At 63.7% G+C, this 24,402-nt stretch carries 27 protein-coding genes; 16 read left to right on the top strand and 11 right to left on the bottom strand.

The genetic code is table 11. The features are described from left to right. Window positions 1-136 precede the first annotated feature (136 nt). The 4 genes from dapD (at window position 137) to EB231_RS03295 (ending at window position 2,685) form a co-directional block, all read left to right on the top strand. Window positions 137-991: a 2,3,4,5-tetrahydropyridine-2,6-dicarboxylate N-succinyltransferase gene (gene dapD, locus EB231_RS03310; protein WP_172347579.1), complete on the top strand. Its 855-nt coding sequence runs from the start codon at window positions 137-139 to the stop codon at window positions 989-991. Between the two features lie 72 nt (window positions 992-1,063). Then, a complete protein-coding gene (locus EB231_RS03305) occupies window positions 1,064-1,417 on the top strand; it encodes a DUF805 domain-containing protein (protein WP_140770733.1) in 354 nt (117 codons plus the stop codon). Then, window positions 1,410-1,787 (top strand): DUF805 domain-containing protein, encoded by a 378-nt coding sequence (locus tag EB231_RS03300; protein WP_172347578.1) that lies wholly within the window; start codon window positions 1,410-1,412, stop codon window positions 1,785-1,787. Before EB231_RS03305 ends, EB231_RS03300 begins: the two co-directional genes overlap by 8 nt. A 124-nt stretch (window positions 1,788-1,911) precedes the next feature. Next, complete coding sequence (locus EB231_RS03295) at window positions 1,912-2,685, top strand: hypothetical protein (RefSeq protein ID WP_172347577.1); 774 nt, start codon at window positions 1,912-1,914, stop codon at window positions 2,683-2,685. Here the strand turns inward: EB231_RS03295 and EB231_RS03290 are convergent. Continuing rightward, window positions 2,588-3,658, bottom strand: a complete 1,071-nt coding sequence (locus EB231_RS03290; RefSeq protein ID WP_172347576.1) for a 2-dehydropantoate 2-reductase — start codon at window positions 3,656-3,658, stop codon at window positions 2,588-2,590. The genes EB231_RS03295 and EB231_RS03290 overlap by 98 nt on opposite strands. 126 nt (window positions 3,659-3,784) lie before the next feature. Between EB231_RS03290 and dapE the strand changes: the two genes are divergently transcribed. Then, complete coding sequence (dapE, locus tag EB231_RS03285; protein ID WP_172347575.1) at window positions 3,785-4,978, top strand: succinyl-diaminopimelate desuccinylase; 1,194 nt, start codon at window positions 3,785-3,787, stop codon at window positions 4,976-4,978. 5 nt (window positions 4,979-4,983) lie between these two features. Continuing rightward, window positions 4,984-5,616: a transporter gene (locus EB231_RS03280; protein ID WP_172347574.1), complete on the top strand. Its 633-nt coding sequence runs from the start codon at window positions 4,984-4,986 to the stop codon at window positions 5,614-5,616. 37 nt (window positions 5,617-5,653) lie between these two features. On the opposite strand, the gene truA is transcribed toward EB231_RS03280, so the two are convergent. The 4 genes from truA to def are packed head-to-tail and all read right to left on the bottom strand — an operon-like array spanning window position 5,654 to window position 8,418. After that, entirely contained in the window at window positions 5,654-6,403 is a 750-nt protein-coding gene (gene truA, locus EB231_RS03275; protein WP_172347573.1) for a tRNA pseudouridine(38-40) synthase TruA, read from the bottom strand. A gap of 23 nt (window positions 6,404-6,426) precedes the next feature. After that, window positions 6,427-6,933 (bottom strand): GNAT family N-acetyltransferase, encoded by a 507-nt coding sequence (locus EB231_RS03270; RefSeq protein ID WP_172347572.1) that lies wholly within the window; start codon window positions 6,931-6,933, stop codon window positions 6,427-6,429. Next, window positions 6,930-7,883 (bottom strand): methionyl-tRNA formyltransferase, encoded by a 954-nt coding sequence (gene fmt / locus EB231_RS03265; protein WP_172347571.1) that lies wholly within the window; start codon window positions 7,881-7,883, stop codon window positions 6,930-6,932. The genes EB231_RS03270 and fmt overlap by 4 nt, the downstream gene beginning before the upstream one ends. A gap of 4 nt (window positions 7,884-7,887) precedes the next feature. Beyond that, window positions 7,888-8,418, bottom strand: coding sequence for a peptide deformylase (gene def / locus EB231_RS03260; RefSeq protein WP_172352796.1), 531 nt, complete (start codon window positions 8,416-8,418; stop codon window positions 7,888-7,890). Window positions 8,419-8,521: 103 nt separating this feature from the next. Between def and EB231_RS03255 the strand changes: the two genes are divergently transcribed. After that, window positions 8,522-9,793: a DNA recombination protein RmuC gene (locus tag EB231_RS03255; protein WP_172347570.1), complete on the top strand. Its 1,272-nt coding sequence runs from the start codon at window positions 8,522-8,524 to the stop codon at window positions 9,791-9,793. Between the two features lie 89 nt (window positions 9,794-9,882). Here EB231_RS03255 and EB231_RS03250 read toward each other — a convergent pair whose 3' ends face one another. The 4 genes from EB231_RS03250 to EB231_RS03235 all read right to left on the bottom strand — a co-directional run bounded on the left by EB231_RS03250 (window position 9,883) and on the right by EB231_RS03235 (window position 13,140). Then, window positions 9,883-10,695 carry a class I SAM-dependent methyltransferase gene (locus EB231_RS03250; RefSeq protein WP_172347569.1) on the bottom strand — a complete coding sequence of 271 codons (813 nt, stop codon included), beginning with the start codon at window positions 10,693-10,695 and terminating at the stop codon, window positions 9,883-9,885. Window positions 10,696-10,775: 80 nt separating this feature from the next. Next, complete coding sequence (locus tag EB231_RS03245; RefSeq protein ID WP_172347568.1) at window positions 10,776-11,180, bottom strand: GFA family protein; 405 nt, start codon at window positions 11,178-11,180, stop codon at window positions 10,776-10,778. Window positions 11,181-11,256: 76 nt separating this feature from the next. Further along, window positions 11,257-12,210: a cation diffusion facilitator family transporter gene (locus tag EB231_RS03240; protein WP_172347567.1), complete on the bottom strand. Its 954-nt coding sequence runs from the start codon at window positions 12,208-12,210 to the stop codon at window positions 11,257-11,259. A 120-nt stretch (window positions 12,211-12,330) separates the two neighbouring features. Further along, the gene (locus EB231_RS03235) at window positions 12,331-13,140 is read right to left on the bottom strand and encodes a transglutaminase-like domain-containing protein (protein WP_172347566.1); all 810 of its coding nucleotides are present in this window, start codon (window positions 13,138-13,140) and stop codon (window positions 12,331-12,333) included. Between the two features lie 212 nt (window positions 13,141-13,352). Between EB231_RS03235 and EB231_RS35485 the strand changes: the two genes are divergently transcribed. Further along, window positions 13,353-13,478 carry a hypothetical protein gene (locus EB231_RS35485; RefSeq protein WP_081294966.1) on the top strand — a complete coding sequence of 42 codons (126 nt, stop codon included), beginning with the start codon at window positions 13,353-13,355 and terminating at the stop codon, window positions 13,476-13,478. A gap of 206 nt (window positions 13,479-13,684) precedes the next feature. Continuing rightward, window positions 13,685-13,999: a quaternary ammonium compound efflux SMR transporter SugE gene (gene sugE / locus EB231_RS03230; RefSeq protein ID WP_172347565.1), complete on the top strand. Its 315-nt coding sequence runs from the start codon at window positions 13,685-13,687 to the stop codon at window positions 13,997-13,999. A gap of 144 nt (window positions 14,000-14,143) precedes the next feature. Here the strand turns inward: sugE and EB231_RS03225 are convergent, their stop codons facing one another. After that, entirely contained in the window at window positions 14,144-14,572 is a 429-nt protein-coding gene (locus EB231_RS03225) for a DUF6481 family protein (protein WP_172347564.1), read from the bottom strand. 306 nt (window positions 14,573-14,878) lie between these two features. On the opposite strand from EB231_RS03225, the gene EB231_RS03220 reads away from it, so the two are divergent. The 4 genes from EB231_RS03220 (at window position 14,879) to EB231_RS03205 (ending at window position 19,262) form a co-directional block, all read left to right on the top strand. Further along, entirely contained in the window at window positions 14,879-15,940 is a 1,062-nt protein-coding gene (locus EB231_RS03220) for an LLM class flavin-dependent oxidoreductase (RefSeq protein ID WP_172347563.1), read from the top strand. Between the two features lie 113 nt (window positions 15,941-16,053). After that, window positions 16,054-17,223, top strand: coding sequence for an AI-2E family transporter (locus tag EB231_RS03215; protein WP_172347562.1), 1,170 nt, complete (start codon window positions 16,054-16,056; stop codon window positions 17,221-17,223). A gap of 66 nt (window positions 17,224-17,289) precedes the next feature. After that, the gene (locus tag EB231_RS03210; RefSeq protein WP_172347561.1) at window positions 17,290-18,291 is read left to right on the top strand and encodes an LLM class flavin-dependent oxidoreductase; all 1,002 of its coding nucleotides are present in this window, start codon (window positions 17,290-17,292) and stop codon (window positions 18,289-18,291) included. Window positions 18,292-18,467: 176 nt separating this feature from the next. Further along, window positions 18,468-19,262, top strand: a complete 795-nt coding sequence (locus EB231_RS03205; RefSeq protein WP_172347560.1) for an inositol monophosphatase family protein — start codon at window positions 18,468-18,470, stop codon at window positions 19,260-19,262. A gap of 15 nt (window positions 19,263-19,277) precedes the next feature. Here EB231_RS03205 and EB231_RS03200 read toward each other — a convergent pair whose 3' ends face one another. After that, window positions 19,278-20,297, bottom strand: a complete 1,020-nt coding sequence (locus EB231_RS03200) for a LacI family DNA-binding transcriptional regulator (RefSeq protein ID WP_172352795.1) — start codon at window positions 20,295-20,297, stop codon at window positions 19,278-19,280. 220 nt (window positions 20,298-20,517) lie between these two features. On the opposite strand from EB231_RS03200, the gene EB231_RS03195 reads away from it, so the two are divergent. From EB231_RS03195 to EB231_RS03185, 3 genes are read left to right on the top strand one after another with little or no spacing between them, the layout of a single operon-like run. Continuing rightward, a complete protein-coding gene (locus EB231_RS03195; protein WP_172347559.1) occupies window positions 20,518-22,104 on the top strand; it encodes a sugar ABC transporter ATP-binding protein in 1,587 nt (528 codons plus the stop codon). Continuing rightward, entirely contained in the window at window positions 22,101-23,420 is a 1,320-nt protein-coding gene (locus EB231_RS03190; RefSeq protein WP_172347558.1) for an ABC transporter permease, read from the top strand. The genes EB231_RS03195 and EB231_RS03190 overlap by 4 nt, the downstream gene beginning before the upstream one ends. Then, window positions 23,417-24,385 carry a substrate-binding domain-containing protein gene (locus tag EB231_RS03185; RefSeq protein ID WP_056568429.1) on the top strand — a complete coding sequence of 323 codons (969 nt, stop codon included), beginning with the start codon at window positions 23,417-23,419 and terminating at the stop codon, window positions 24,383-24,385. The genes EB231_RS03190 and EB231_RS03185 overlap by 4 nt, the downstream gene beginning before the upstream one ends. Window positions 24,386-24,402 lie beyond the last annotated feature (17 nt).

The following is a 24,402-nucleotide window of genomic DNA, read 5'->3' as shown; positions in this document are numbered from 1 at the left end:
AAAGTGTCCGGCGGTTTTGCGACAAGAACCTGCTACATGCAAAGACCCAAGCATGCAAAGCATGCCTGGGGGGCCGCGCGACTCTCAAAACAGGTTAAGGCGCAGGCCCTTAACAGCTTGGTAATGGAGCAAATTCATGTCGAAGCCCGATCTGGCGAGCCTCGAAAAGACCATCGAGAAGGCCTTCGAGGAGCGCGACTCCATTTCGACCGCGACACGCGGCGAGACGCGCGACGCCATCCAGTCGGCGCTGGACCTGCTCGATCGCGGTAGCGCCCGCGTCGCCGAGCGGCAGGCCGACGGCAAGTGGCACGTCAACCAGTGGCTTAAGAAGGCCGTTCTGCTCTCTTTCCGGCTCAACCCGATGGAGATCATCAAGGGTGGTCCGGGTCAGGCCGTCTGGTGGGACAAGGTACCGTCCAAGTTCGATGGCTGGAGCGCCGTCGATTTCGAGAAGGCGGGTTTTCGCGCGGTGCCGTCGTCGATCGTGCGCCGCTCGGCCTATGTCGCGCCGGGCGCCGTGCTGATGCCGTCCTTCGTCAATGTCGGCGCCTTTGTCGATAGCGGCACCATGGTCGACACCTGGGCCTCGGTCGGCTCCTGCGCCCAGATCGGCAAGAACGTCCACCTGTCGGGCGGCGTTGGCATTGGCGGCGTGCTGGAGCCGATGCAGGCCGGTCCCACCATCATCGAGGACAATTGCTTCATCGGCGCGCGTTCGGAAGTCGTCGAGGGCTGCATCGTGCGCGAGGGCTCGGTGCTCGGCATGGGCGTCTTCATCGGCCAGTCGACCAAGATCGTCGACCGCGCCACCGGCGAGATCTTCTACGGCGAGGTGCCGCCAAATTCCGTCGTCGTCGCCGGCTCGCTGCCCGGCAAGCCTTTTCCAAACAACGAGCCCGGCCCCAGCCTTTACTGTGCCGTCATCGTCAAGCGCGTCGACGCCAAGACCCGCTCCAAGACTTCGATCAACGAATTGCTGCGCGATTGATCTTTCCACCGGGCTGGCGCACCTTCCGCCGGCGCGACAATCGGTCGCGCTGGTTCAACATGGAGGGGTGACATGGACTGGAAGTATCTGCTGACCAGCTATGAGGGTCGCATCAACCGCGCAAAGTTCTGGGCTTGCGTGGGCGTGATTTTCGTTGGCGCGGTGATCGCCATGATTCTGGACAACATACTGGGTACGACATTCAACCACATGCCGTACGGCTTTATCTATTTGCTCTATGCGTTGGCCATGCTCTATTCGGTCTTCGCCGTCTATGCCAAGCGCTGGCATGACCGAGGCAAGTCCGGCTGGTGGAGCCTGATCATCCTGGTGCCTTTCATCGGCGCGATCTGGTTTCTGGTGGAATGCGGCATTCTCGAAGGCGCCAAGGGTGCCAATCAATACGGATCGGACCCGCTTGCCTGACAGTTCAAATCTCACCTGGCTTTTCTTCAAGACATCGGGCCGCGTCAGTCGCGCGGTCTATTTTCTTGGTGGCTTGCTGGTCGCCATCATCCAGGCGTTCCCGCTCTATCGCTTCACGCTGGTGCCGGAAGGCTCGGCCGAGAGCAATATGTGGTCGTTCATCTTCTTCATCGCCTTCATTGCCTCGCTATGGTCGAACATCGCGCTGGCGGTGAAGCGGCTGCACGACCTCGACAAGCCGGGCATAGCCGCGCTGATCCTGTTCGTGCCGGTCGTCTCGATCGTCGCCTTTCTTGTACTGTGCTTGTTTCCAGGCCAGCCTGGACCTAACCGCTATGGCCGACGCACCAACGAGCCGGCACAACCCTAGAGCCGGATGATCTCAGGTCGAATCGACCTGAAATCATCCGGCTCTAAATCAAAGAGATAGAGCATGATGTCCTCCGAAAACCGCTTCACACTTTTCGGCATCATGCTCTGAGGACCGATCGGACATGCGCTACCGTACGCTTGATCCGAAACTGATCATCGAGACCGCCGAACGGCTTGAGGGTCGCGTTGCAGAACGTTTTCCCAAGGCCGGACTGCGTGGCGTCGCTGCCGAACTGGTATCGCTGTCGCGCGATCTGGCCAAGGCGGCGAAAGGGCTCGAGGAGCCGATCTGGTGGCTGCGCGGCCTCATCGTCGCGACCTTCATCACCGGGGTGCTGATCTTCCTGTTCGTCGGCACCATCCTGCCGCTCGACCGCATTTCCGGAACCGACGATGCCGTGCAATCGGTGCAAGGCATCGAGGCTTCGATCAACACCGTCATCCTCGCCGTGCTTGGCTTTCTGGCACTGATCCGCACCGAGGAGCGCATCAAGCGCAAGAGGGTCTTTCGCCAGCTTCATGGCCTGCGCTCGCTGATCCATGTCATCGACATGCATCAGCTGACCAAGGATCCGGCGACGCTTTCGGCCAGTTTCAAGCCGACGGCGCAGTCGCCTGCCCGCATCACCAATGCCGCCGACCTGGCGCGCTATCTCGACTATTGCTCCGAAATGCTGTCGATCACCGGCAAGATCGCCGCTCTGTTCGCCCAGTCGGTCAATGACGACGTGGTCATCGACGGCGTCAACGACATCGAGAATCTGAGTTCCAACCTGTCGCGCAAGATCTGGCAAAAGATCACCCTGATCGAGAGCCACCCGGCGGCATTACCTGTTCCGGCGCCAGGCCCGGCGAGCCAAGCCGCGCCGCTTCCGCCGCGCGCACCAAAGCGGTAACGTTTTTCAAGAGCGGCGCCGGCGTGCCCGTTCTTTCAGCGAGGCTGAGCACCGCCCCTTGCAGCTCGCCGATCTCCGTCGGCCGGCCGCGCTGCAGATCGTCCCACATCGAAGAGCGTGCCTCGGGATCGATCGCCAGCATGCGCCGCGCCAGCCGTTTGAACAGCCAGTCCGGCAACCGAAGCACCCTCGGCAGCAATGCCGGCCGCAGGCCGGCGATCCGCGCCGGCGCGATGCCGGAGGCCTTCATCGCCCGCAGCGCCTCGTCGATCTGTCCGGCCAGGATCAGCCGCCAGCGCCGATCGGCGAGTTCGCTCGCCAGCGGCAGGCCCGACAGCGCCACCAGGGCGTTGTTCAGGTTCATCAACAGCTTGCCCCACAGCACGGCCTTCATGTCGCCATTCGTCTCGACCGCCAGCCCCCCGACATTAAGAAGACCGGCGACATCAAGAAGACTGGCGACATCGAGAAGGCCGGCGAGGCCGCCATCTCCGATCATCACCTTGCCCTCGCTGGCGCGGTGGACGCGCAGAGGCAGCTCGCCCTCAGGTGATTGCACCACGTTGAACGGCACCATGCCGGCCAGCACGGTTCGCTGGCCTAGCCCGGCGCGCAGCCTGTCGGCATTGTCGACGCCGTTCTGCAGGCTCACCACCACGGCATCGGGGCGGGCATGGGTATTGATGAGCGCCGCCATCTCCTGCGTCGCGCCGCTCTTGACGGTGACCAGGATCACATCCGCCCCGGGCAAGGCAGCGGCCGGATCCACGGTGATCCCGAGCGCGTCGTTCTTGATCAGGCGATCGCGGCCTTCAAGGTCGCTGATGCGCAGTCCGCCCTGCCGCATGGCTGCCTCTATGCGTGGCCGGGCCAGCAGAATCACCTGCCTGCCGGCGAGCGCCAGGCAGCCGCCGACATAGCAGCCGATGCTGCCCGCGCCGGCTATGACGATCCTTTTTTGCCCGTTTGCCATACTGCCGTTCCGCACCGGCCCGACTATACGACATGAAAACCATAATGTCGGCGGCATCGTCTGCCATTGGGCTGGCCTCCATGTCTGGCCGTGACAGGCCCTCAGCTTTCGATTATCGCTTTTGCCATGACGCTGCCGACCGACCCCGCCGCAAATCTCGCCGCCCTTATCCGTTGCGCCTCGGTGACGCCAGCCGAAGGCGGCGCGCTGAGCGCGCTGGAAACGATGCTGAAACCGCTCGGCTTCCTGGTCGATCGGCCGGTGTTCTCGGAGGACGGCACGCCCGACATCGAGAACCTCTATGCAAGGCGGTCCGGCAACGGCCCGCATCTGATGTTCGCCGGCCATACCGATGTCGTGCCGGTCGGCGACGAGGCCGCCTGGACGCATCCGCCCTTCGCCGCCGAGATCGCCAATGGCGAGATGTACGGCCGTGGCGCGGTCGACATGAAGGGCGGCATCGCCTGCTTCATCGCCGCCGTGGCACGCCATGTCGAGGCGAATGGCGGTCCCAAGGGCTCGGTCTCTCTGCTGATCACCGGCGACGAGGAAGGCCCGGCCATCAACGGCACGGTCAAGCTGCTCGAATGGGCCGCTTCCAGGGGCGAGAAATGGGATGCCTCGATCGTCGGCGAGCCGACCAATCCCGATGCGCTCGGCGACATGATCAAGATCGGCCGCCGCGGCTCGATGTCCGGTTCGGTCACCGTCAATGGCCGCCAGGGCCATGCCGCCTATCCGCAGCTTGCCGATAATCCGGTGCGCGGCCTGATGAGCCTGGTCGACGCCTTGCTGCATCCCGTCTTCGACAAGGGCACGAAGGATTTCCAGCCGACCAATCTGGAGGTGACCTCCATCGATGTCGGCAACCCGGCCACCAATGTCATTCCGGCCAAGGCCACCGCGACCTTCAACATCCGCTTCAACGACACCTGGACGGCCGAGACCGTTCAGGCCGAAATCCACAACCGGCTCGACCAGGCGGCCAAGCGCAAGAAGTACCGGCCAGGTAAAAAAATGCCGGTAGACTACGACCTCGTCTGGCGCGACCGGCCGAGCCATGTCTTCCTGACCCGTGACGACAAGCTCATCGACACGCTTGCCGGCTCGATCAAGGCGGCGGTCGGCAAGGAACCGACGCTGTCCACCTCGGGCGGCACATCGGATGCGCGCTTCATCAAGGACTACTGCCCGGTGGTCGAGTTCGGCCTGGTCGGCAAGACCATGCATATGGTCGACGAGCGCGTCGCAGTCGCCGATCTCGAAACGCTGACGCGGATCTACCAGCGCTTCATCGAAGACTGGTTCGGACAGGGCTGAGCAGCATGCTTACGGCGGACGAAACTCAAGCTTCGCTGACCGGCGCCTGGCGGCTGATGCTCGGCAAGGTCGATGGCCTGCGCCTGCTCGACCTGTCGGCCGACGGTTTCTGGAATTCTTTCTTCGCCATCATCGTTGCCGCGCCGCCGCTGATCGTCGGCTGGGTCGGCATCGCCAACGAGATCGGTGATCCCGATGCTTTCGTGGGCCGCTTCAGCATGCTGTTGCGCCTGGCCACGGTCGACATCGGCTCCTGGGTGCTGCCGCTGATCGCGCTCGCCCTGGTCGCGCCGCGCGCCGGCATTGGCGGCCGCTTCGTCCACTACGTCGTCGCCAGCAACTGGGCCTCGGCCATCACCGCCTGGCTGATGCTGCCCTCGGCGCTGGTCAGGCTTTTCCTGTCGTCGGCAAGCCAGGTCTCGAGCCTTCTGTCGCTGTTGTTGTTTGCCCTGTCGATGGTGCTGACTTGGCGCATGACCACTGCGACGATCGGCAAGGGCGCGGCGGTTGGAACCGCCGTTTTCGTCGGCATGTTCATCGCTTCGCTGCTGGTGTTGTTCGCGCTGCAGATGCTGCTTGGCATCACCGTGCCGGACGATATCGGGGCTCAGAGCCTTTCCGGGCTCTCTCCCGGGTAAGGGCCTGCCGGGCCCTATTCGGGAAGAGCCTGCAGGCTCATCCGGGATAATCGACGCCAATGAGAAAAAGTCCGTCGGGCGGTGCCACCTGGCCACAGGCGGCGCGGTCGCGCGCTTCGAGCGCCGCCTTGAGGTCGGCCTCGGTCCAGCCGCCGTCGCCGACGCGTTTCAGCGAGCCGACCATCGAGCGTACCTGGTTGTGCAGGAAGGAACGCGCCGAGGCTCTTACCTCGATCATGTCACCCGTCCGGCTGACATCGAGCCGCTCCAACGTCCGGATCGGGCTGTTGGCCTGGCACTGCGTCGAGCGGAAGGTGGTGAAGTCGTGCCGGCCGAGCAGGACTTTCGCCGCCTCGTGCATGGCGACGGCGTCGAGTCGCTTCGGCACCCACCACACCTTGCCCTTTTCCAGCGCCGAAGGCGCACGGCGGTTGAGGATGCGGTAGAGATAGTGACGGCCGGTGGCCGAGAAGCGCGCGTCGAAATCGTCAGGGACAACCATCGCCTTCAGGATGGCCACATGTGCGCCGGCCGCCTGCAGATGGGCGTTGATGGCATCGCGTACCTTGTCTTCGGGCCATGCCTTGGCGAGGTCGACATGCGCCACCTGGGCCGTTGCATGCACGCCGGCATCGGTGCGGCCGGCGGCACGCAGCCGCACCGCCTCGCCGCTGAACTTCTCGATCGCCTGCTCGATCGCCTGCTGCACCGAAGGCTGGTCGGCCTGGTGCTGCCAGCCGGCGAAAAGGCTGCCGTCATATTCGATGTCGAGGCGAAAACGCGGCATGCCGGGCGGCTATACGCTCTTGCCTAAGCGGCGAGAGCGGTGAAGGCCGAAGCGTAGACCAGCCTGCCGGCCTCCGGAGCGTCGCCCCAGGCCAGCGCCTGCAGCGCCTCGCCCTGGTATTCGCTCTCGAATTTTCCGGCCCTAGCGTGGCTATAGCCGAAACGGCCGTAGTAGGCCGGGTCGCCCAGCACAACGGCAAGCCGCTCGCCGGCATCCCTGAGACGGATATGCGCCTCGCGGATCAGCGCGCCGCCAATGCCGCTGCCATGGAACGAAGGTTCTACCGCCAGCGGCGCCAGCGCCACGGCCGCAAAGCTCTTGCCCCCATTCTGGACGAACAGCCGCGAAAACAGGATATGGCCGAGCACCTGGCCGTCTTCTTCCGCCACCAGTTCGACCACGGCGTCGCCGCCTGTGACCAGTGCGTCGACCAGCCCGGCCTCCGCCTGCTGGCCGAAAGCGTGTTCCTCGACGAGGCGGATGGCCTCGCGATCCCGCGGCGTCGCCGCGCGTATCGACATCATACTCATGAGAACTTCATTCCTTTTACGATCTTGGCTCCGCGCAGGAATTCCGACGCGGCGGCGGGCTTTCCGCCCGCACGTTGAACTTCGACCAGCCTGATCGCGCCTGCCCCGCAGGCGACCGTCAGCCGGTCATCGAGAATTCCTCCCGACTCACCCAGATCTTCCGAAACCGACAGGCCTTCGGACAGCGTCGAGCGAAGCAGTTTCAGCCGTTCCATGCGGCCGCCAATGTCAATTTCGGACCAGGCGCCGGGAAAGGGCGACAGGCCACGAAGGTGGTTGTGGACCTCGGCCGCAGGCCGCGTCCAGTCCACACGCGTCTCGGATTTATCGATTTTTCTGGCGTAAGTCACCCCTTCCGCCGCTTGCGCGGTAAATGTCAGGGTGTTCTCTTCCAGCCGCGCCAGCGCTTCCACCATCAGGGCCGCGCCGACACTCATCAACCGATCATGCAGATCGCCGGCTGTCATATCGGGCTCGATGGCGCATTTTTCAAGCAATCCCACCGGGCCGGTGTCCAAACCCTCTTCCATGCGCATCACCATCATGCCGCTTTCCAGGTCTCCCGCCATGATGGCGCGCTGGATGGGAGCAGCACCGCGCCAGCGCGGCAAGAGCGATGCATGGCCGTTGATGCAGCCAAGTCGGGGGGCGTCGAGAACAGCCTTTGGCAGCAGCAATCCATAGGCGACGACCACGGCGATATCCGCCCGCAAGTCACGGAAAGCGGTCTGTTCGGCCTCGGCCTTGAGGGAGGTCGGCGTACGCACCTCGATGCCAAGCCGCTCCGCCTCGCGCTGCACCGGCGACGGCGTCAGCTCCAGCCCGCGCCGGCCGGCGGCGCGCGGCGGCTGCGTGTAGACGGCGGAAATCTCGTGTCCGGCCTCGGCGATCGCGCGCAACGTCGGCACCGAAAATTCCGGCGTGCCCATGAAGATGACGCGAAGGGGCATTCCCCTATCCCACCAGTTTGCCCGGCGCCTTGTCCTTGGCGAGCTTCTTGAATTTCTTCACCACCATGTCGCGCTTCAGCTTCGAGATGTGGTCGATGAACAGCACGCCGTTGAGATGGTCGATCTCGTGCTGCAGGCAGGTCGCCATCAGCCCTTCGGCCGCCATCTCCTGCAGCTTGCCGTCGCGGTCGAGATATTTCACCCGAACGGAAGCCGGGCGTTCGACCTCGGCGTAATAGTCGGGGATGGACAGGCAGCCTTCCTCGTAGACGGAGCGCTGATCGGCGCTTTCGAGGATCTCCGGATTGATGAAGACATGCGGCGCCGGCGTTTCATCTTCCTTGGCGAGGTCGATCACCAGCATGCGCAACGGCTCGCCGATCTGGATTGCCGCCAGCCCGATGCCGGGTGCGTCATACATGGTCGCAAGCATGTCGTCGGCCAGTTTGCGCAAGGGCGCGTCGACGCGCTCCACCGGCTTGGAAAGCTGGCGCAGGATGGGATCGGGAAGGATGATGAGCGGCTTGATCGGCATGGCGTCCCACGTAAGACGTCCAGCGAAAAGCGTCAACCGGGGCATCCAAGCCGTGTTCTTGTTTTGATCTGTGCGATCAGGCCGAATCGGCTATGCTGTCCACATGAATGATCTGAGTAGCATCCTTTCGCAGCCCATCGCACGGCTTGGCGCGTCGACAATCACGCTCGGCCACGCGCTGGCCTTCGGCGTCTTGCTGTTTCTCGGTCTGTTCGTGGCGCTGGTCGTCGCGCTGTGGCGGTCGGCCAAGGCGCGCGCGGTCGCTGCCGCGGAAGCCGCCGACCATGCCCGCGACGCCGAGGCACGGATGGCCGGCATACTGCAGAGCCAGGCCGAGATGCAGGGCCGCATGGGCGCCATCGCCGAAGTGTTCGGCGCGCGCCAGGCGGAGCTGACGCAGTCGATCGGCCAGCGGCTCGACGCCATGACCGGCCGCCTCGGCCAGACCATGACCGAGCAGACCAAATCCACGCATGAGAGCCTGGCCAAACTGCAGGAGCGGCTGGCGGTCATCGATACTGCGCAAGGCAACATCCAGTCGCTTGCCGGCCAGGTGGTGCAGTTGCAGGCCATCCTCTCCAACAAGCAGACCCGCGGCGCCTTCGGCCAGTCGCGCATGGAGGCGATCGTTGCCGACGGCCTGCCGATGGGCGCGTATGAATTCCAGGCGACGCTGTCGAACGGCAGCCGGCCCGATTGCCTGGTCAAGATGCCGAACGGCGCGCCATCGCTGGCCATCGATGCCAAGTTTCCCCTGGAGGCGTGGAATGCCATCCGCGCCGCCGATGGCGCCGACCTGCAGAAGGTCGCGTCGCAGGCCTTCCGCCGCGACATCGAGATCCACGTCCGCGATATCTCCGAGAAGTATCTGATCCAGGGCGAGACGCAGGACACCGCCTTCATGTTCGTGCCGTCGGAATCGGTGTTCGCCGAGATTCACGAGAATTTCGAGGCGATCGTCCACAAGGCGCACCGCGCCCGCGTCGTCATCGTCTCGCCGTCGCTGCTGATGCTGTCGATCCAGGTCATCCAGGCGATCCTCAAGGATGCCCGCATGCGCGAACAGGCGCATCTGATCCAGGGCGAGGTGATCCGGCTGATGGAAGATGTCGCGCGTGTCGACGAGCGCGTGCGCAAGCTGCAGGTACATTTCGGCCAGTCGGCCAAGGACATCGACGATATCCTCGTCTCGACATCGAAGGTGACCAAGCGTGGCCAGAAGATCGAGGCGCTGGAGTTCGGCGTGCAGCCCGATGGCGATGCCGCCCTGGAGGCGCCGTCCCGGGCACCGGCCGCGAAACTCGACCCCGGCCCGCGCGTTGCCGATTCAAAGACCGGGCAGCTCAGGCTGCGGGTCGTCGAAGGCGACGACTGAGCGATACTCTTTGATTTTGACGCAATTCCGATGGGAAAGCGCTACGCGCTTTTCCCAAGAAAACCGCCCACACTTTTCCTGGAATTGCGTTAGGCCACGGCGACGATGACGTGTGCCTGGATCTTGGCGGCAACCGCGTCGCTGCCATGCCTGGCCGCAATCGCGGCTGCGGCATAATCCGTTGCAGCATCGAGTTTGCCCGGATCCCGGGCCTCGATTTCGGTGCGAAGGACGGTTCCCTGGCAATAGGCAACGGCCGGAATGCGCGGTGAGGGGGCACGGCTCTGTTCGGCTCTTGTTTCGACCGCCACACCGGAGAAACCGGCCTCTGCCAACTCGCTGCGGATCAGTGCCGTATCGTGGTAGCCATGCGGCGTGCGGGCCAGAAAGCGTGGCGGGTCGTTCGGAAAAATCCTGGCCAGGGCATTCGTCACATCATCGGCAAACACATTCTCTTCGATGCGATCCCATACGTTGAACAGAAAATGGCCGCCGGGCTTCAGCACTCGCCTTGCTTCGCGGTAGGCGGAAGGGCGGCTCGGAAAGAACATCGCACCGAACTGGCAGCAAACGAGATCGAAGGCCGCATCTTCAAACGGCAGCGCCAGGGCATCGGCCTGGCGCCATTGGATACGATTGTCGGGCGCTTGACGCGAAGCGGCATAGTCGAGCATGGGCTGGTTGAGGTCGGTCACGACATAGCTCGCGCCAGGCGAAAGTCTTGGCGCCAAGGCGCGGGTGACGACCCCAGTTCCCGCGGCGACTTCCAGGACGGCGCTGGGCGAGAAGGACGCGGCCCGCCGTGCAAGGTCCGCGGCGAACGGCTCGAAAATCAGCGGCACCATATAGCGGTCGTAATTTTCCGGGATCGAGCCGGCAAACAACTTGTCCGTTTCCAACATGACTATCACCCGCCCGTTTGATGGCGAGCCAGGCTAGCACAGAATTGTTGTCTTGGGCGGCTTCGGCCGAGGGGCAGGTGCTACTGCTCTTCCACGATGCTTATGCCATCGAATTCCGGAAGCCAGTGCAGGGCCGATCGATGCCATTTCTGTTGTGTCGGGACCAGATCCTCGCGTTGCCGCGCGGTCCCCGCCCGGATCCCATAGACCTTCGGGCCGTCGCCGACAGACGTCGCATAAAGATGCGAACCGCAATCGCCGCAAAATGCCTGGGCGCGCTTGGCGCCGCTCGATCCGGTCTTGATATAGATCCTTGGCGCACCCTTGGTGATCCGGTAGTGATCCTCGGGCGCGGGAACGGTGACGCGAAAGGCCGTCCCAGTCAGCTGCTGGCAGTCCGTGCAATGGCAAATCGAGGTCTTTGCCGGGTCGACCTCCGCTTCATAGGTGATGGCACCGCAATGGCACCCGCCGTCGATCTTCATGGTCGTTCCTCCGAAATCCGTCGCCAGATCTTAACAAGGCAATGCGACGGGGCAACGGTGCAGTGCTGGTCCACGACTAGTTCGATGCGGGCTCGATCAGCTTGCGTCGCTGCTCCCACGTGCCCGTGGTCTGCGGCTTGACGAACAGCCGCGTGATCTCCGGCATCTCCTTCTTCAGCCGGGTCTCGATGCGCTGGACACAGGCTTCGATTTCCGGCGCAGTAAGATGATCCTCGAATTCGATGCTCAACCCCGCGACGATCTCTTGCGGTCCCATGTGAACGGTCAGGACGCCGTTCGCCTGCTGCACCGCCGGATCCTGCTGGGCGATTGCCAGCACTTTTCTTTGCACATCGAGGGATGCCGGCTCGCCGATGAGCAGGCCCTTGCTTTCGCGTGCGAGGAAAATCGCCGTCGCGCCGAGGATGAGCGCGATGCCGATCGAGGCGGCGCCGTCGAGCTCCGGCATCTCCAGCAACTCCGCTGCCAATATGCCGGCAAAGGCGACGATCAGGCCAAGAAGCGCCGCACTATCCTCGAACAGCACCGTATAGACGCTCGGATCCTTGCTCGATTGCACGGCTTGCAGCCAGCCCTGCTTGCCCTTCTCTCGGCGAAATTCCTTCAGCGCCACCAGCCAGGAGCTGCCTTCGAACAGGAAGGAGAGGCCCAGAACGACATAGTTCACCTTGACATTGGCGACAGGCTCCGGGGCCATGATATGGACAATGCCCTCGTAGAACGACACGCCGGCGCCCAGCGCGAAAACCAGAAGCGCGACGATGAAGCTCCAGAAATAGAGCTCGCGGGCGTGGCCGAGCGGATGCGCGCGATCGGCCGGGCGCGCGGCCCGGTGCATGCCGTAGATCAGCAGCCCGCCATTTCCGGTATCGACCAGCGAATGGACGCCTTCCGACAGCATCGCGGAGCTGCCGGTGAAGAAGGCGGCGGCGAATTTGGTCAGCGCGATAGCCAGATTGCCGGCGAGCGCCGCATAGATGACCGTTTTGGAGCCGCCATGCCCGGCCATGCAGTTTGGTCCTCGTTTAACGCACCCAGCCTAACGGCCGGACGGCCGAAGCTCCACCACAACGCGCCAACTGCCGGGTCGTTCAAGACGCGATTTGCCTCTGACCGGCGGGGACGGTGACTATTCGACGATTTCGTCGGTCCACACCTTGAAGCCGGCCAGTGTCCCCGGTCCGAAAATATGGGTCAGCGGCACATCCGCCGCGTCGCGTCCGGAGGCGATCAGGATGCGTCCGATGCGCGGCGCGTTGTTGCGCGGATCGAAGACGTGCCAGCGGCCGCCGAGATAGACTTCCATCCAGGCGGCGAAATCCATGCTCGACCACGGTTTCGGCATGCCGATATCGCTGATGTAGCCGGTGCAGTAGCGCGTCGGGATGTTGAGCGCCCGGCAGAAGGTGACGGCGAGGTGTGCGAAGTCGCGGCACACGCCGCTCTGCTCGCGATAGGCTTCCGCCGCGGTGCGCGTCGGCCGCGCGTTGCCGTAGTTGAAGACGATGTGGTTGTGGACGAAATCACACACCGCCTGAACGCGCGGGATGCCGAGCGGCGTATGGCCGAACAGCCGCCATGCCTCGCTGGCCAAAAGGTCGCTCTCGCAAAACCGGCTGGGCAGCAGGAACAGCAGAGTTTCCGCCGGCAGGTCGCGCACCTCGTGCTGCCAGGCCATCAGTTCCCTCATCTCGAATGTGCCGGGCGCGCGGATGACGGCATCGGTGCCGAATGTGAACCGTCCGGGCGGAGCCACGAAGCGGTTGCACCAATTGCCGAAACTGTCGCGATAGCTCTCGATCGGCACCGGCGGGTTCGATGTCAAGAAATCCGGGCGCTCGAGATCGGAAGCGCGGGAATAGTGGACATTGAGCATCGCGATAAGCGGCGTTTCCTGCGGGAAGTCGAAACTCATCTCGCAGCCGATATGGATCCGCATTGTCGTCCTGACCGGCCTGCCTGACGATCACCCGGCGAATGCGCGGGTCGATGCTGCAGTGCGAAGATGAGAATGGCACGGACCGCCGTGGTTTACGAGTAAATTAGAAACCGGTTGAAAGCAGTCGGCCGACGGTCGCGACAGGCGCTGCCCCCTTGCAGCGAAGCGTTTCTCTTGTTTCACTTCACCCCCCGCAATTGGAGGAACGAATCATGGCTAAAGGTGCGATGAAGGCAGGCAAGGAAGCCCGCAAGCCGAAGAAGGACGCCAAGAAGCCGGCAGCCGCTCCCGTCCTGAAGGCGCCGCCGGTCAAGGCGATGCGCATCAAGGAGAAGTAGGCCTCGACAAATCCGGCGAGGTGGGATCTCACCGGCGGCGTCAGACAATGCCGCCGGCGGGTGTTGATAGGCTTTTGGACAACCCTATATCCCCGGCGCGGGGACGACCCCGCGCTTCTCCGAAAAACCAGGTCGGGACGACCCGCCCATTGTTGATCTGAGGATCGGATTCTATTTCCGATCCGATGCTGGATGGAGCGTTCCCGATGTCTTGGATTTTTCTGTTTTTCGCCGGCCTGTTCGAAATCGGCTGGGCAATCGGCCTCAAATACACTGATGGGTTCACCAGGCTCGTTCCGACCGTGCTCACGGTCGCGTCGATGATCATCAGTCTCACCTTGCTCGGAATGGCGCTGAAGGCGCTTCCCGTCGGCACCGCTTATGCGGTGTGGACCGGCATCGGCACAGTCGGCACGGCGCTGCTTGGCATCTGGCTGCTCGGCGAACCCGCCACGGCGATCCGGCTTGCCTGCATCGCGCTGATTGTCTGCGGCATTATGGGGCTGAAGTTCGCGGCTTGAACGCACGTCGCCCAAAGGCGCAAAGCGGCTTTGGGACAACGATACGCATCCCCGAAGGTCAAAGCGCTACTTTCGCACAAACACAATCAGGGCCGCTGCAAGGCGACCCTGATTCAATACTCAAACTTGGCTGCGCCGAAGCTGCTAGCGGGCGGAGAAGCCGGGAGGCGCTCTGCCGGTACGCGCCTTGCGGGCCGCATAGCGTGCGTCGCGCTTGGCCTTGCGCTCGGCCTCGTCGGCGAGCAGACGGGCAATGCGCTCGGTCTCTTCGGCTTCCCGAATTTTGGCTTCGGCCTGGGCTGCCTCCTCGGCGGCAATGCGTGCCGCCTCGGCTGCTGCCTCGCGCTCAGCCTTCTCAGCTGCTTCGCGTGCCAGCTTTTCCTGCTTCAGCCTGGCCTTTTCAGCCTCGCGTATCGCGCGAGCCTCGAGGATTGCCTTGCGTTCGGCCTGCCGCGCCAGCACCGCAGGATCATCTGCCGCCGGCTTTGACTTGAAACGCTCCAGAAGCGCCTTCTTTGCCTCGTTCGCGGCGTTGCGCCGCTCGAAAATGTCTTTTTCCCTGTAGATAGCCAAGTCCACTTCCCTGAAGTCAATTCGCGAGGCTTACATACGCGCGAATGCCGAGAGTTCAAGCGCCAAAACGGTATGCCAGCCATGAAATTCCGCGATGTTGCAGCCGGGAGACGCCTTTTCCCACCCAAACCGACATGCACTGTTCACCGTCAGCCTCTCTGGCGGCGAGGCGATACGATCGCTACGTCAGCGGTTCACCTTTCGGTGAACCGCTCTTTCTCTTTGACGCAATTCCGGACGGAAAACCGTTTCATACTTTTCCTGGAATTGCTTTATCGACAAAACCCAACACCAGGATGACATCGCATGGAACTCGGTCTCTACACTTTCGCCGACGTCAGCCCACAGCCTGGCCCAGGTGCAATCGGGCCGCATGAGCGGCTGCGCAACCTGATCGAGGAGGTCGAATTGGCCGACCAAGTCGGCCTCGACGTCTTTGGCCTGGGCGAACATCACCGGCCCGATTATGCCGCCTCCGCGCCGGTAGTGGCCCTGGCCGCCGCGGCCGAGCACTCGAAGCGCATCAAGCTGACCAGCGCGGTTACCGTACTCTCCTCGGACGATCCGGTGCGTGTCTTCCAGCAGTTCGCCACGCTCGATCTTCTGTCGGGCGGCCGCGCGGAGATCATGGCCGGGCGCGGCTCGTTCATCGAATCCTTTCCGCTGTTCGGCTACAATCTCGAGGATTATGACGAGCTCTTCGCCGAAAAGCTCGATCTGCTGCTTGCCATCCGCGATCAGGTGAAGGTCACCTGGTCCGGCAATCTGCGCGCGGCGATCAACGATCGCGGCGTATACCCCCGTCCGTTCCAGGACAGGCTTCCGATCTGGATTGCGATTGGCGGGACACCACAGTCCGCCGCCCGCGCCGGCGCGCTCGGCCTGCCGCTGGCGCTTGCCATCATCGGCGGCGAGCCGGCGCGCTTCGCACCGCTGTTCGACCTCTACCGCGAGGCCGCCAAGCGGGCCGGCAGTGACCCAGCCGGTCTCGCCACCAGCATCAACGTGCATGGCTTCATCGCCGACACGACCGAGCAGGCGGCCAACGATTTCTACGGCCCGCAGGCCGAGGTGATGAACCGCATCGGCCGCGAGCGCGGCTGGGGTCCGACATCGCGGGCGCATTTCGACCAGGCGCGCGGCACCAATGGCGCCCTGTTCGTCGGCAGCCCCGAGCAGGTGGCCGAAAAGATCGTCGCCCAGCACAGGATATTCAACAATGACCGCTTCCTGCTGCAGATGGCGATCGGCACCATGCCGCATGCCAAGATCATGAAGGCGATCGAGCTCTACGGCACCAAGGTGGCGCCGATCGTGCGCAAGGAGACGGTGAAATCCGCGCCGGCTGTGGCAGCTCCGGTGGCGTAAGCTGACGGCAGGGTCGGCTTCTCAGGCTCTGCCGGCTAACGGAACCTTGAAGCCGCGCTAGCGTTTTCGGTCGATGGACTGCACCAATTGCGGTGCACCGCTGAGGGACCGAGATGAAAGCCGAACCCGACGCGCTGGGCGCGGGCGTTGCCGAAGCGGCCGAAGCGCGCGCCGTGGCGCGTGCCGATACGCATCTGATGCGCACGCTGCTGGTCGGCATCTTCATTTTCATGACCGTCTATGCGCTCTACTTCGGCCGTGCCTTCTTCATGCCGGTCATCCTGGCGTTCCTGCTGGCGCTGACACTGACACCGATCGTCCGGCTGCTGCGCAAGCGCGGCATTCCCGAAGTGGTTTCGGCGACCCTTCTGGTGCTGCTGTCGATCTGCGTTTTCGCCAGCGCCGGCTACCTGCTCAGCGGCCCGGTCATCGACCTCCTCAACAACACCTCGTCGATCGGCCAGCAGCTTACCGACCGGCTGGCGCAATTGCGGCGTCCACTGGAAAGGATCATGCAGGTCTCGCATCAGATCGAACAACTGACCCAGACCTCACAGGAGCCGGGCATTCAGAAAGTCGCGGTCGCCCAGTCGGGCATCCTGTCATCCGCCGCCAGCAACATCCTGGCGGCGGGAACCAGCCTCACCATCATCTTCGTGCTGTCGCTGTTCCTGCTCGCCTCGGGCACGATGTTCTACGAGAAGATCATCCAGTCCTTCGCCAGCCTCACGGAAAAGAAGCGGGCGCTGCGTGTCGTCTATGACGTCGAGCGCGAGATCTCGCACTATTTGCTCACCGTCACCATCATCAATGCCGGTCTCGGCACGGTCATCGGCCTTGGCCTTTGGGCGCTCGGCATGCCCAACCCGCTGGTCTGGGGCGTGGCCGCCGCGCTGCTCAACTTCCTGCCCTATGTCGGCGCGCTGCTGACCATCGTGCTGGTCGCGGTAATGGCGCTGATCAGCTTCGACACAATTTCATACGCGCTTCTGGCACCGGCCTTCGTGCTGCTCTGCGATGTCGTCGAAGGCCAGTTCGTGACGCCGATGGTGGTCGGCAGGCGCCTGGAGATCAACGCCGTGGCGATCTTCATCGCCATTGCCTTCTGGTCGTGGCTGTGGGGTTTCGTCGGCGCCTTGATGGCGGTGCCGCTGCTGGTCGTTATCAAGGTGTTCTGCGACCATTTCGAGGGGCTCGGCCATGTCGGCAATTTTCTCGCCGCGCAGCAGACCGGCATGGTGGGGGACGATGATGCCGCCAACACCGAGCCCGCGAAGGGCTGAATATTTTTGAATTTGCGGCGTCGCCACGCGCATCCTACATGCGGTTTCTACACAGGATCCCAACGCATGACCGAACTGTCCGTTCTCGACCTGTCGCCGATCGTCGAAGGCAGCAATGCCTCGCAGTCGCTGGCCAACTCGCTCGATCTTGCCCGCCATGCCGAGCGGCTGGGCTACAAGCGCTACTGGCTGGCCGAGCATCACAACATGCCGGGTATCGCCAGCGCCGCCACATCGGTGGTCATCGCCCATGTCGCCGGCGGTACCAAAACCATTCGCGTCGGGGCCGGCGGCATTATGTTGCCCAACCATGCGCCGCTGGTGATTGCCGAGCAGTTCGGCACGCTGGCAGCCCTGTTTCCCGGCCGCATCGATCTGGGGCTCGGCCGAGCCCCCGGCACCGACATGAACACCGCGCGCGCTTTGCGCCGCAACCTGGAGGCCGGCGTCGACAATTTTCCGCAGGATGTCGTCGAGCTGATGGGCTATTTCCTCCCCGCGGAGGAAGGCCAGCGCCTGCGCGCCGTGCCGGGCGAAGGCCAGACCGTGCCGATCTGGATTCTCGGCTCAAGCCTCTATGGCGCGCAGCTCGCCGCCATGCTCGGTCTGCCCTACGCCTTTGCTTCGCATTTCGCGCCGGCGGAGCTCGATCATGCGCTGGACATCTACCGCTCTCGCTTCCAGCCGTCGGAGCAACTCGACAAGCCGCATGTCATGCTCGGCCTCAATGTCTTTGCGGCACCTACCGATGCCGAGGCGCGTCTGCTGTTCACCTCGCTGCAGCAGGCCTTCGTCAACCTGCGCACCGGCAAGCCGGGAAGATTGCCGCCGCCCGTCGAGAACTATGACCGCGATCTCGACCCGATGGCCAAGACCATGCTCGGCCAGGCGCTGTCCTGCGCCGTCGTCGGCTCTCCCGAAACGGTCCGGCAAGGCATCGATGCCTTCGTGCGCCGCACCGGTGCCGACGAGCTGATGGTCACCGCGCAGATATTTGATCATGCGGCGCGGGTGCGCTCCTTCGAGATTTTGGCTGAGGCTCACAAGTCGCTTTTGCAGGCGGCGTGATCTTCTAGGCAGACTCCGCCGGCTTCGCCAACGCGTCGTCTGCTTAAGTTTCTTTGTTTGCCGCAGGTTCTTGCCGCAAACCGCGGGACACTTTTACGGAACCTGCTTGGCAGGCACTGTTGCGGGCACCGCCGTTTTGCTATGGGCGGGTTTCTTCCACGGATCGGAAACTTCCCTTGAAAAACGACCATGAAACGCGCGAGCGGTTTGCCATCGATCTGGCGCGGCGCGCCGGTGACCTCGGGCTCGGATATTTCCGCGATCTGGAGAGCCTGACCATCGAGAGCAAGGGCCATCAGGACCTGGTCTCGCAAGCCGACCGCGAGGTCGAGCTGTTCATCCGCGCTGCAATCGCCGCCGACTATCCGCAAGACGGCATCGTCGGCGAGGAACATGCCTCCGTTGCCGGCTCGACAGGCCATGTCTGGGTCATCGATCCCATCGACGGCACCGCCAATTTCGTGCGCGGCATTCCGGCCTGGTGCGTTGTGATCGCTTGCGCCCGGGACGGGGAGACGGTCGTCGGCGTCATCCACGAGCCGTCGACCGGCGAGACGTTTCACGGCAGGCTCGATGGCGGCGCCTTCGTCAACGGCCGGCCGATCAAGGCAAGCGCGGCGACCAGCCTGGAAGAAGGGTCGGTGGGGACCGGATTCTCGAACCGGGCCGAGGCCGAGAACATCGCCGTGCTGATCAAGAAGATCCTCGCCGAAGGCGGTGTCTTCTTCCGCAACGCGTCTGGCGCCCTGATGCTGGCCTATGTGGCCTCGGGCCGGCTGCTTGGTTATGTGGAAGAGCACATGAACGCCTGGGACTGCCTGGCCGGCATGCTGTTGATCGAGGAGGCCGGCGGTACCGTTCTGAAGGCGGATCGCAAGACTGTGCTGCAAAGCGGGACACAGGTCATATCAGGCGGCAAGGGCGTCTTTTCGAAACTGCAGGCGCTTTGTTCGGGAGTGTTCAAGCCCTGATCCAACACGCGTCGTTCAGGCGCTCACGCTCTGCGCGATTGCTCCGAGCGGCCGGCACGAATTGCGGATCATCAGCCGGCCCTTGAGCACCAGCTTGCGCGGTGGCGCGTCCCGGTTGCCGGCAAGGCGGTCGAGCAACAGATTGGCCGCCTGTTCGCCGATCGCCTGCACCGGTTGCGCCACCGTGGTCAGTTGCGGCTGGAACACGTCGGACCACGGAAAATCGTCGAAACAGGCGACCGAAATATCCTCCGGGCAGGACAGGCCGATGTCGCGTATCGCCTTCATGGTGCCGATCACCATCGGGTTGTTGGCCGAGAAGATCGCGCTTGGCCGATTGTGCAGCGACAGCAGCTGCATGGTCGCGTTGTAGCCGTCGATCTCATGGAAATTGCCGGAGCGAACCAGTTCCTCGACCACCGGCAGGCCGGCCGCCCTAAGCGCCTCGCGGTATCCGGTCATACGGTCGTGCATGGGCGAAATATCGGACGTGCCGGTGATGTAGCCGATGCGCCGGTGGCCGAGATTGATCAGGTAGGTGATGGCGTCGAACACGGCGCGCTGGTTGTCGAGCACCACCGCATCGGTATCGACGCCCTCGCAGATGCGGTCCAGCAGCACGACGGGCACATTGGCGTCGTCGACGATCCCCTTGAGGATCGCGCCGTCGCCGACACGCGCCACGATCAGCCCGTCGACCATGCGGTCGAGCAAGAGCCTGATCTGGTCGTCCTGGGTGTTCAGATCCTCGTCCGTGCAGCAAAGCATGACGGCATAGCCGGCGCGGTCGAAGGCCTGCTGGATGACCGAGACGACATCGGTGAAGAACGGATTGGTGATGTGTGGCACGGTCAGGCCGATGGTGCGCGTCGTGCCCATTTTCAGGCTGCGGGCGATCGCATTGCGCTTGTAGCCGATATCGCGGATCGCCTGCTCGATGCGCTGGCTGAGTTCAGGGCTGACGGTCGCCGTGCCGTTGATCAGCGCCGACACGGTGGCGACCGAGACACGCGCCGCTTCCGCCACATGCAGCATGGTCGGCGCCGTCGATTTTCGCTGTCTCGTCCGCTTGGATGCTGCCATTTTCGAAACGTTTCGCCGGTGTCTATTCGCTATACCTACGGAATATCAAGGTTTTTCGCAAGAATTGAAAAGGGTCAATCCTGCGTTATCAGATAGCGGCTTGACAGTATCGAAACGTTTAGAATAGCGTTTGGATGAGATTGACGAGGACGGAAGGGAGGCCGCCATTGTCATGGAGCACAGAGGTTCCATCGCCCATGGGCATGCCGCGGCGGCGGACCATTCCAATGTCGTCCTGAGCGCCGAGCGCATTTCCAAGAGCTTCGGCGGCATCGCCGCCCTGGTCGATGTCGGCTTCGAATTGCGGCGTGGCGAGGTCCATGCCCTGATGGGCGAGAACGGCGCCGGCAAGTCGACGCTGATGAAGATCCTCTCCGGCGTCTATACCGGCTACGAAGGCACGGTCAGCGTCGATGGAAGGCCGGTCAGCTTCGCCGGCGTGCGCGACGCCGAGGATGCCGGCATCGCCATCATCCACCAGGAGCTTAACCTGGTGCCGGAACTCAGTGTCGCCGACAACATCTTCCTCGGCCGCGAAAAACTGATCGCCGGGCTGATCGTCGACCGCAAGGCGAGCAGCCGTGCGGCGGCCGCCCTCCTGCAGCGGCTTGGCATCGAACTCGACCCGGAAGCGCGCGTCGGCGCCCTGCGCGTCGGCGAACAACAACTGGTCGAAATCGCCAAGGCGCTGTCGATGTCGGCGCGCATCCTGATCATGGACGAGCCGACCTCGGCGCTTTCGCCCGCCGAATGCCAGCGGCTGTTCCGCATCATCCGCCAGCTTGCCGAAGGCGGCGTCGCCATCGTCTACATCTCGCACCGCATCGACGAGGTGATGCATCTGGCCGGCCGCGTCACGGTATTCCGTGACGGGCGCCATGTGCTGACGCGGCCGATGGCCGAGCTTGACGAGAATGCCATCATTTCGGCGATGGTCGGACGGAACCTGCTCGCATCCTCCCAAGAAGAGCGGAATCCCGGCGGCCGAACCGTGCTTTCGGTCGGCAATCTGTCGCTGTCGAAGCCCGACCGCCAGGGCTGGCGCCAGGTGATCGACGGCGTCAGCTTCGATCTGGCCGCCGGCGAAATCCTCGGCATAGGCGGCCTTCTAGGCTCGGGCCGCACCGAGATCATGGAAGCGATCTTCGGCTCGGGCGATGGCCGTGCCGGCGGCGAGATTCAACTCGACGGCCGGTCCGTGAACATCCGCTCGCCGCGCGACGCCAGGCGGCTGGGCATCGCGCTGGTCACCGAGGACCGCAAGACGCAAGGCCTGCACCTGCAGGCCTCGATCACGGACAATGTCGCGCTGCCGCTGGTCGGGTCGCTGGCACGCTTCGGCATCCGCTCGCTGGCCGGCGAGCAGGGGCTGGCGCGGCAGGCGGTCAAGGCACTCGGCATACGCTGCCAGGACATCGATCAGCCCGCCGGCACGCTGTCGGGCGGCAACCAGCAGAAGGTCGTCATCGGCAAGTGGCTGGCGACCAGGCCGCGCGTGCTTTTGCTGGACGAGCCGACGCGCGGCATCGATGTCGGCGCCAAGCGCGAGATCTACGACCTCATCTTCCAGTTGGCGCGCGATGGCCTGGCCATCGCGGTCATCAGTTCCGAATTGCCGGAATTGCTGCATCTCTCGGATCGTATCCTGGTGATGGCCGACGGCCGCCAGACCGGCATTCTTTCCCGCGACGCGGCAAGCGAAGAGGCCATCATGCGCCTCGCCGCACCCCGCCGGACCCTATCGAGACCAGCCGCATGACTGCCCTGAAACTCCTGTCCCGCACCAAGCTCTATTGGGGCCTGATCGCCATATTCCTGATCGGCGTGCTCGGCTCGCCGGTGAGTTCCAAGGGCAACAACATCTTCCTGTCCTACGGCAATCTGCTCGACGTGCTGCGCCAGGTGTCGACCACCGGACTGATCGCCACCGGCATGACGGCGGTGATCATCACCGGCGGTATCGATCTTTCCGTCGGCTCGCTGATGGCCATCTGCTCGGTGGTCTGCGCCATGCTGCTGACGGTACCGGGTGTTACGCCGGGTGTCGTGCTGGGCGTGCCGACCGTCGCGCTGGTGGCGCTTTGCCTTGGCTTCGTCGTCACTCGCTTCATTTTCCTCAACGTGGAAAAATCCCGTGCCGGTCCGGATGCCGCCGCGCGGGATGTGAGGCTGGACAGCGTTCGCGGCCTGGTCACGCCGGCAATTGTCGGCGTGGTCCTGTGCTGCCTGTCGCTATGGTACCTGCTGCCGCAGATCGAGCCCAAATTCGGCGTGCTCGGTGTGCTTTTGGTGGCGCCCTGCGTCGGCCTGCTGTTCGGCGCCATCAACGGCTTCATCATCGTTGCCGGGCGGCTGCAGCCCTTCATCGTCACGCTGGCGATGATGGTCACGGCGCTCGGTATCGCCCGGCTCACCGCCGGCCAGAACAATGCCGTGCTGCCGGTCTATACCGGCTCGAACGCCACCGCCGATTTCGAGATGCTGCGCTCGCTGGTGTTCGGCGTCATCCCGATGCCCGGCCTGTTCTTCCTCGGCGCCATCCTGATCTATGGCGCCGTGCTGCGCTTCACGCCGTTCGGCCGCTATGTCTATGCCATCGGCGGCAATGAGGAGGCGGCACGGCTTTCCGGCATCGCCGCCGGCCGCGTCAAGATCGCGACCTATGCCGTCTCCGGCCTGCTCGCCGGCATCGCCGCGGTGCTCTATGTCGCGCAGTACCGGCAAGGCAAGCCCGATGCCGGCGCCGGGCTGGAGCTCGACGCAATCGCCGCCGTGGTCATCGGCGGCACCAGCCTGATGGGCGGACGCGGCAGCCTGATCGGCACGTTCTGCGGCGTGCTGATCTTCGGGCTGCTCTCCAACATACTGCAGCTCCACAACATCAATTCGAATCTACAGCTGGTGCTGAAGGGGATGATCATCATCGGCACCGTGCTCGTGCAGGAGCGCAATGCCGGCGATCTCCTGGCCTATCTGCGCCTGCCCGGCGGGCAACCGGCGCGCAAGGAAACGGCCGCAGCCAAGCGGCCGCCACAAGAGACCCCGTCTCTCAATCTCGGAGGAAACAAGAAATGAAACGACGTGACATGCTGAAGCTTGCCGCACTCGGCGCGGCATTGCTGACCACCACCGCGCTGCTTTCGACCGGCAATGCCTTCGCCCAGGACAAGAAGTGGAAGATCGGCTTCTCGCAGGTGACGACCATCGAGCCCTGGCGCGCCCAGTTCAACAAGGACATCATTGCCGAAGCCGCCAAGCATCCCGAGGTCGAGCTGATCATCACCGATGGCGAGGACAAGACCGAGAAGCAGGTCGCCGACGTCGAGAACCTGATCCGTCAGGAGGTCGACGCGCTGTTGGTGTCGCCGAAGGAATCCGCGGGCCTGACCGGCGTCGTGCAGCAGGCCATCGACGCCAAGATTCCGGTCTTCGTGCTCGACCGCAACGTCGATACCAAGGACTACACGCAGTTCGTCGGTGGCGATAACAAGCTGATCGGGCGCGCGGCAGGCGAGTATGCGGTCGAACTGCTCGGCGGCAAGGGCAAGGCGGCCGGCAATGTCGTCGAGATCTGGGGTGGCATGGGCACCCAGCCGGCGCATGACCGCCATGACGGCTTCCATGAATTCACCGACAAGGAGCCGGGCATCAAGTATCTGCTCGACCAGCAGTCGGGCGACTGGAAGCAGGACCAGGCCTACAATCTGATGGCCAACGCGCTGAAAACCAACGAGAAGATCGATCTCGTTTACGGCCACAACGATCCGATGGCCTACGGCGCCTATCTCGCCGCCAAGGATGTCGGCCGCGAGAAGGACATCAAGTTCATCGGCATTGACGGCCTGCCCAATGAAGGCGTGCAAATGGTGAACAAGGGCGAGCTGACGGCGACTTTCACCTACGTTACCCCCGGTGCCGAAGGCCTGCGCCAGGCGATCAAGTTCCTCAACGGCGAGAAGGTCGAAAAGACCATCACGCTGCCAACCGAGAAGATCACCAAGGAAAACGCCGCTCAGGTGCTGAAGGACAACGGACTCTGAGGCGATACGCTTCTGCC

This window comes from Mesorhizobium sp. NZP2298 (assembly GCF_013170825.1).
In the GTDB taxonomy this organism is placed as follows: domain Bacteria; phylum Pseudomonadota; class Alphaproteobacteria; order Rhizobiales; family Rhizobiaceae; genus Mesorhizobium.
Note: the sequence above shows the minus strand (reverse complement) of the source record. Positions and strands in the feature narration are given on the sequence as shown.

Coding starts and splice junctions, on each gene's coding strand:
- dapD (WP_172347579.1), top strand. CDS start 137: ATGTCGAAGCCCGATCTGGCGAGCCTCGAAAAGACCATCGAGAAGGCC.
- EB231_RS03305 (WP_140770733.1), top strand. CDS start 1,064: ATGGACTGGAAGTATCTGCTGACCAGCTATGAGGGTCGCATCAACCGC.
- EB231_RS03295 (WP_172347577.1), top strand. CDS start 1,912: ATGCGCTACCGTACGCTTGATCCGAAACTGATCATCGAGACCGCCGAA.
- EB231_RS03290 (WP_172347576.1), bottom strand. CDS start 3,658: ATGGCAAACGGGCAAAAAAGGATCGTCATAGCCGGCGCGGGCAGCATC.
- dapE (WP_172347575.1), top strand. CDS start 3,785: ATGACGCTGCCGACCGACCCCGCCGCAAATCTCGCCGCCCTTATCCGT.
- EB231_RS03280 (WP_172347574.1), top strand. CDS start 4,984: ATGCTTACGGCGGACGAAACTCAAGCTTCGCTGACCGGCGCCTGGCGG.
- truA (WP_172347573.1), bottom strand. CDS start 6,403: ATGCCGCGTTTTCGCCTCGACATCGAATATGACGGCAGCCTTTTCGCC.
- EB231_RS03270 (WP_172347572.1), bottom strand. CDS start 6,933: ATGAGTATGATGTCGATACGCGCGGCGACGCCGCGGGATCGCGAGGCC.
- fmt (WP_172347571.1), bottom strand. CDS start 7,883: ATGCCCCTTCGCGTCATCTTCATGGGCACGCCGGAATTTTCGGTGCCG.
- def (WP_172352796.1), bottom strand. CDS start 8,418: ATGCCGATCAAGCCGCTCATCATCCTTCCCGATCCCATCCTGCGCCAG.
- EB231_RS03255 (WP_172347570.1), top strand. CDS start 8,522: ATGAATGATCTGAGTAGCATCCTTTCGCAGCCCATCGCACGGCTTGGC.
- EB231_RS03250 (WP_172347569.1), bottom strand. CDS start 10,695: ATGTTGGAAACGGACAAGTTGTTTGCCGGCTCGATCCCGGAAAATTAC.
- EB231_RS03245 (WP_172347568.1), bottom strand. CDS start 11,180: ATGAAGATCGACGGCGGGTGCCATTGCGGTGCCATCACCTATGAAGCG.
- EB231_RS03240 (WP_172347567.1), bottom strand. CDS start 12,210: ATGGCCGGGCATGGCGGCTCCAAAACGGTCATCTATGCGGCGCTCGCC.
- EB231_RS03235 (WP_172347566.1), bottom strand. CDS start 13,140: ATGCGGATCCATATCGGCTGCGAGATGAGTTTCGACTTCCCGCAGGAA.
- EB231_RS35485 (WP_081294966.1), top strand. CDS start 13,353: ATGGCTAAAGGTGCGATGAAGGCAGGCAAGGAAGCCCGCAAGCCGAAG.
- sugE (WP_172347565.1), top strand. CDS start 13,685: ATGTCTTGGATTTTTCTGTTTTTCGCCGGCCTGTTCGAAATCGGCTGG.
- EB231_RS03220 (WP_172347563.1), top strand. CDS start 14,879: ATGGAACTCGGTCTCTACACTTTCGCCGACGTCAGCCCACAGCCTGGC.
- EB231_RS03215 (WP_172347562.1), top strand. CDS start 16,054: ATGAAAGCCGAACCCGACGCGCTGGGCGCGGGCGTTGCCGAAGCGGCC.
- EB231_RS03210 (WP_172347561.1), top strand. CDS start 17,290: ATGACCGAACTGTCCGTTCTCGACCTGTCGCCGATCGTCGAAGGCAGC.
- EB231_RS03200 (WP_172352795.1), bottom strand. CDS start 20,297: ATGCTGCATGTGGCGGAAGCGGCGCGTGTCTCGGTCGCCACCGTGTCG.
- EB231_RS03195 (WP_172347559.1), top strand. CDS start 20,518: ATGGAGCACAGAGGTTCCATCGCCCATGGGCATGCCGCGGCGGCGGAC.
- EB231_RS03190 (WP_172347558.1), top strand. CDS start 22,101: ATGACTGCCCTGAAACTCCTGTCCCGCACCAAGCTCTATTGGGGCCTG.
- EB231_RS03185 (WP_056568429.1), top strand. CDS start 23,417: ATGAAACGACGTGACATGCTGAAGCTTGCCGCACTCGGCGCGGCATTG.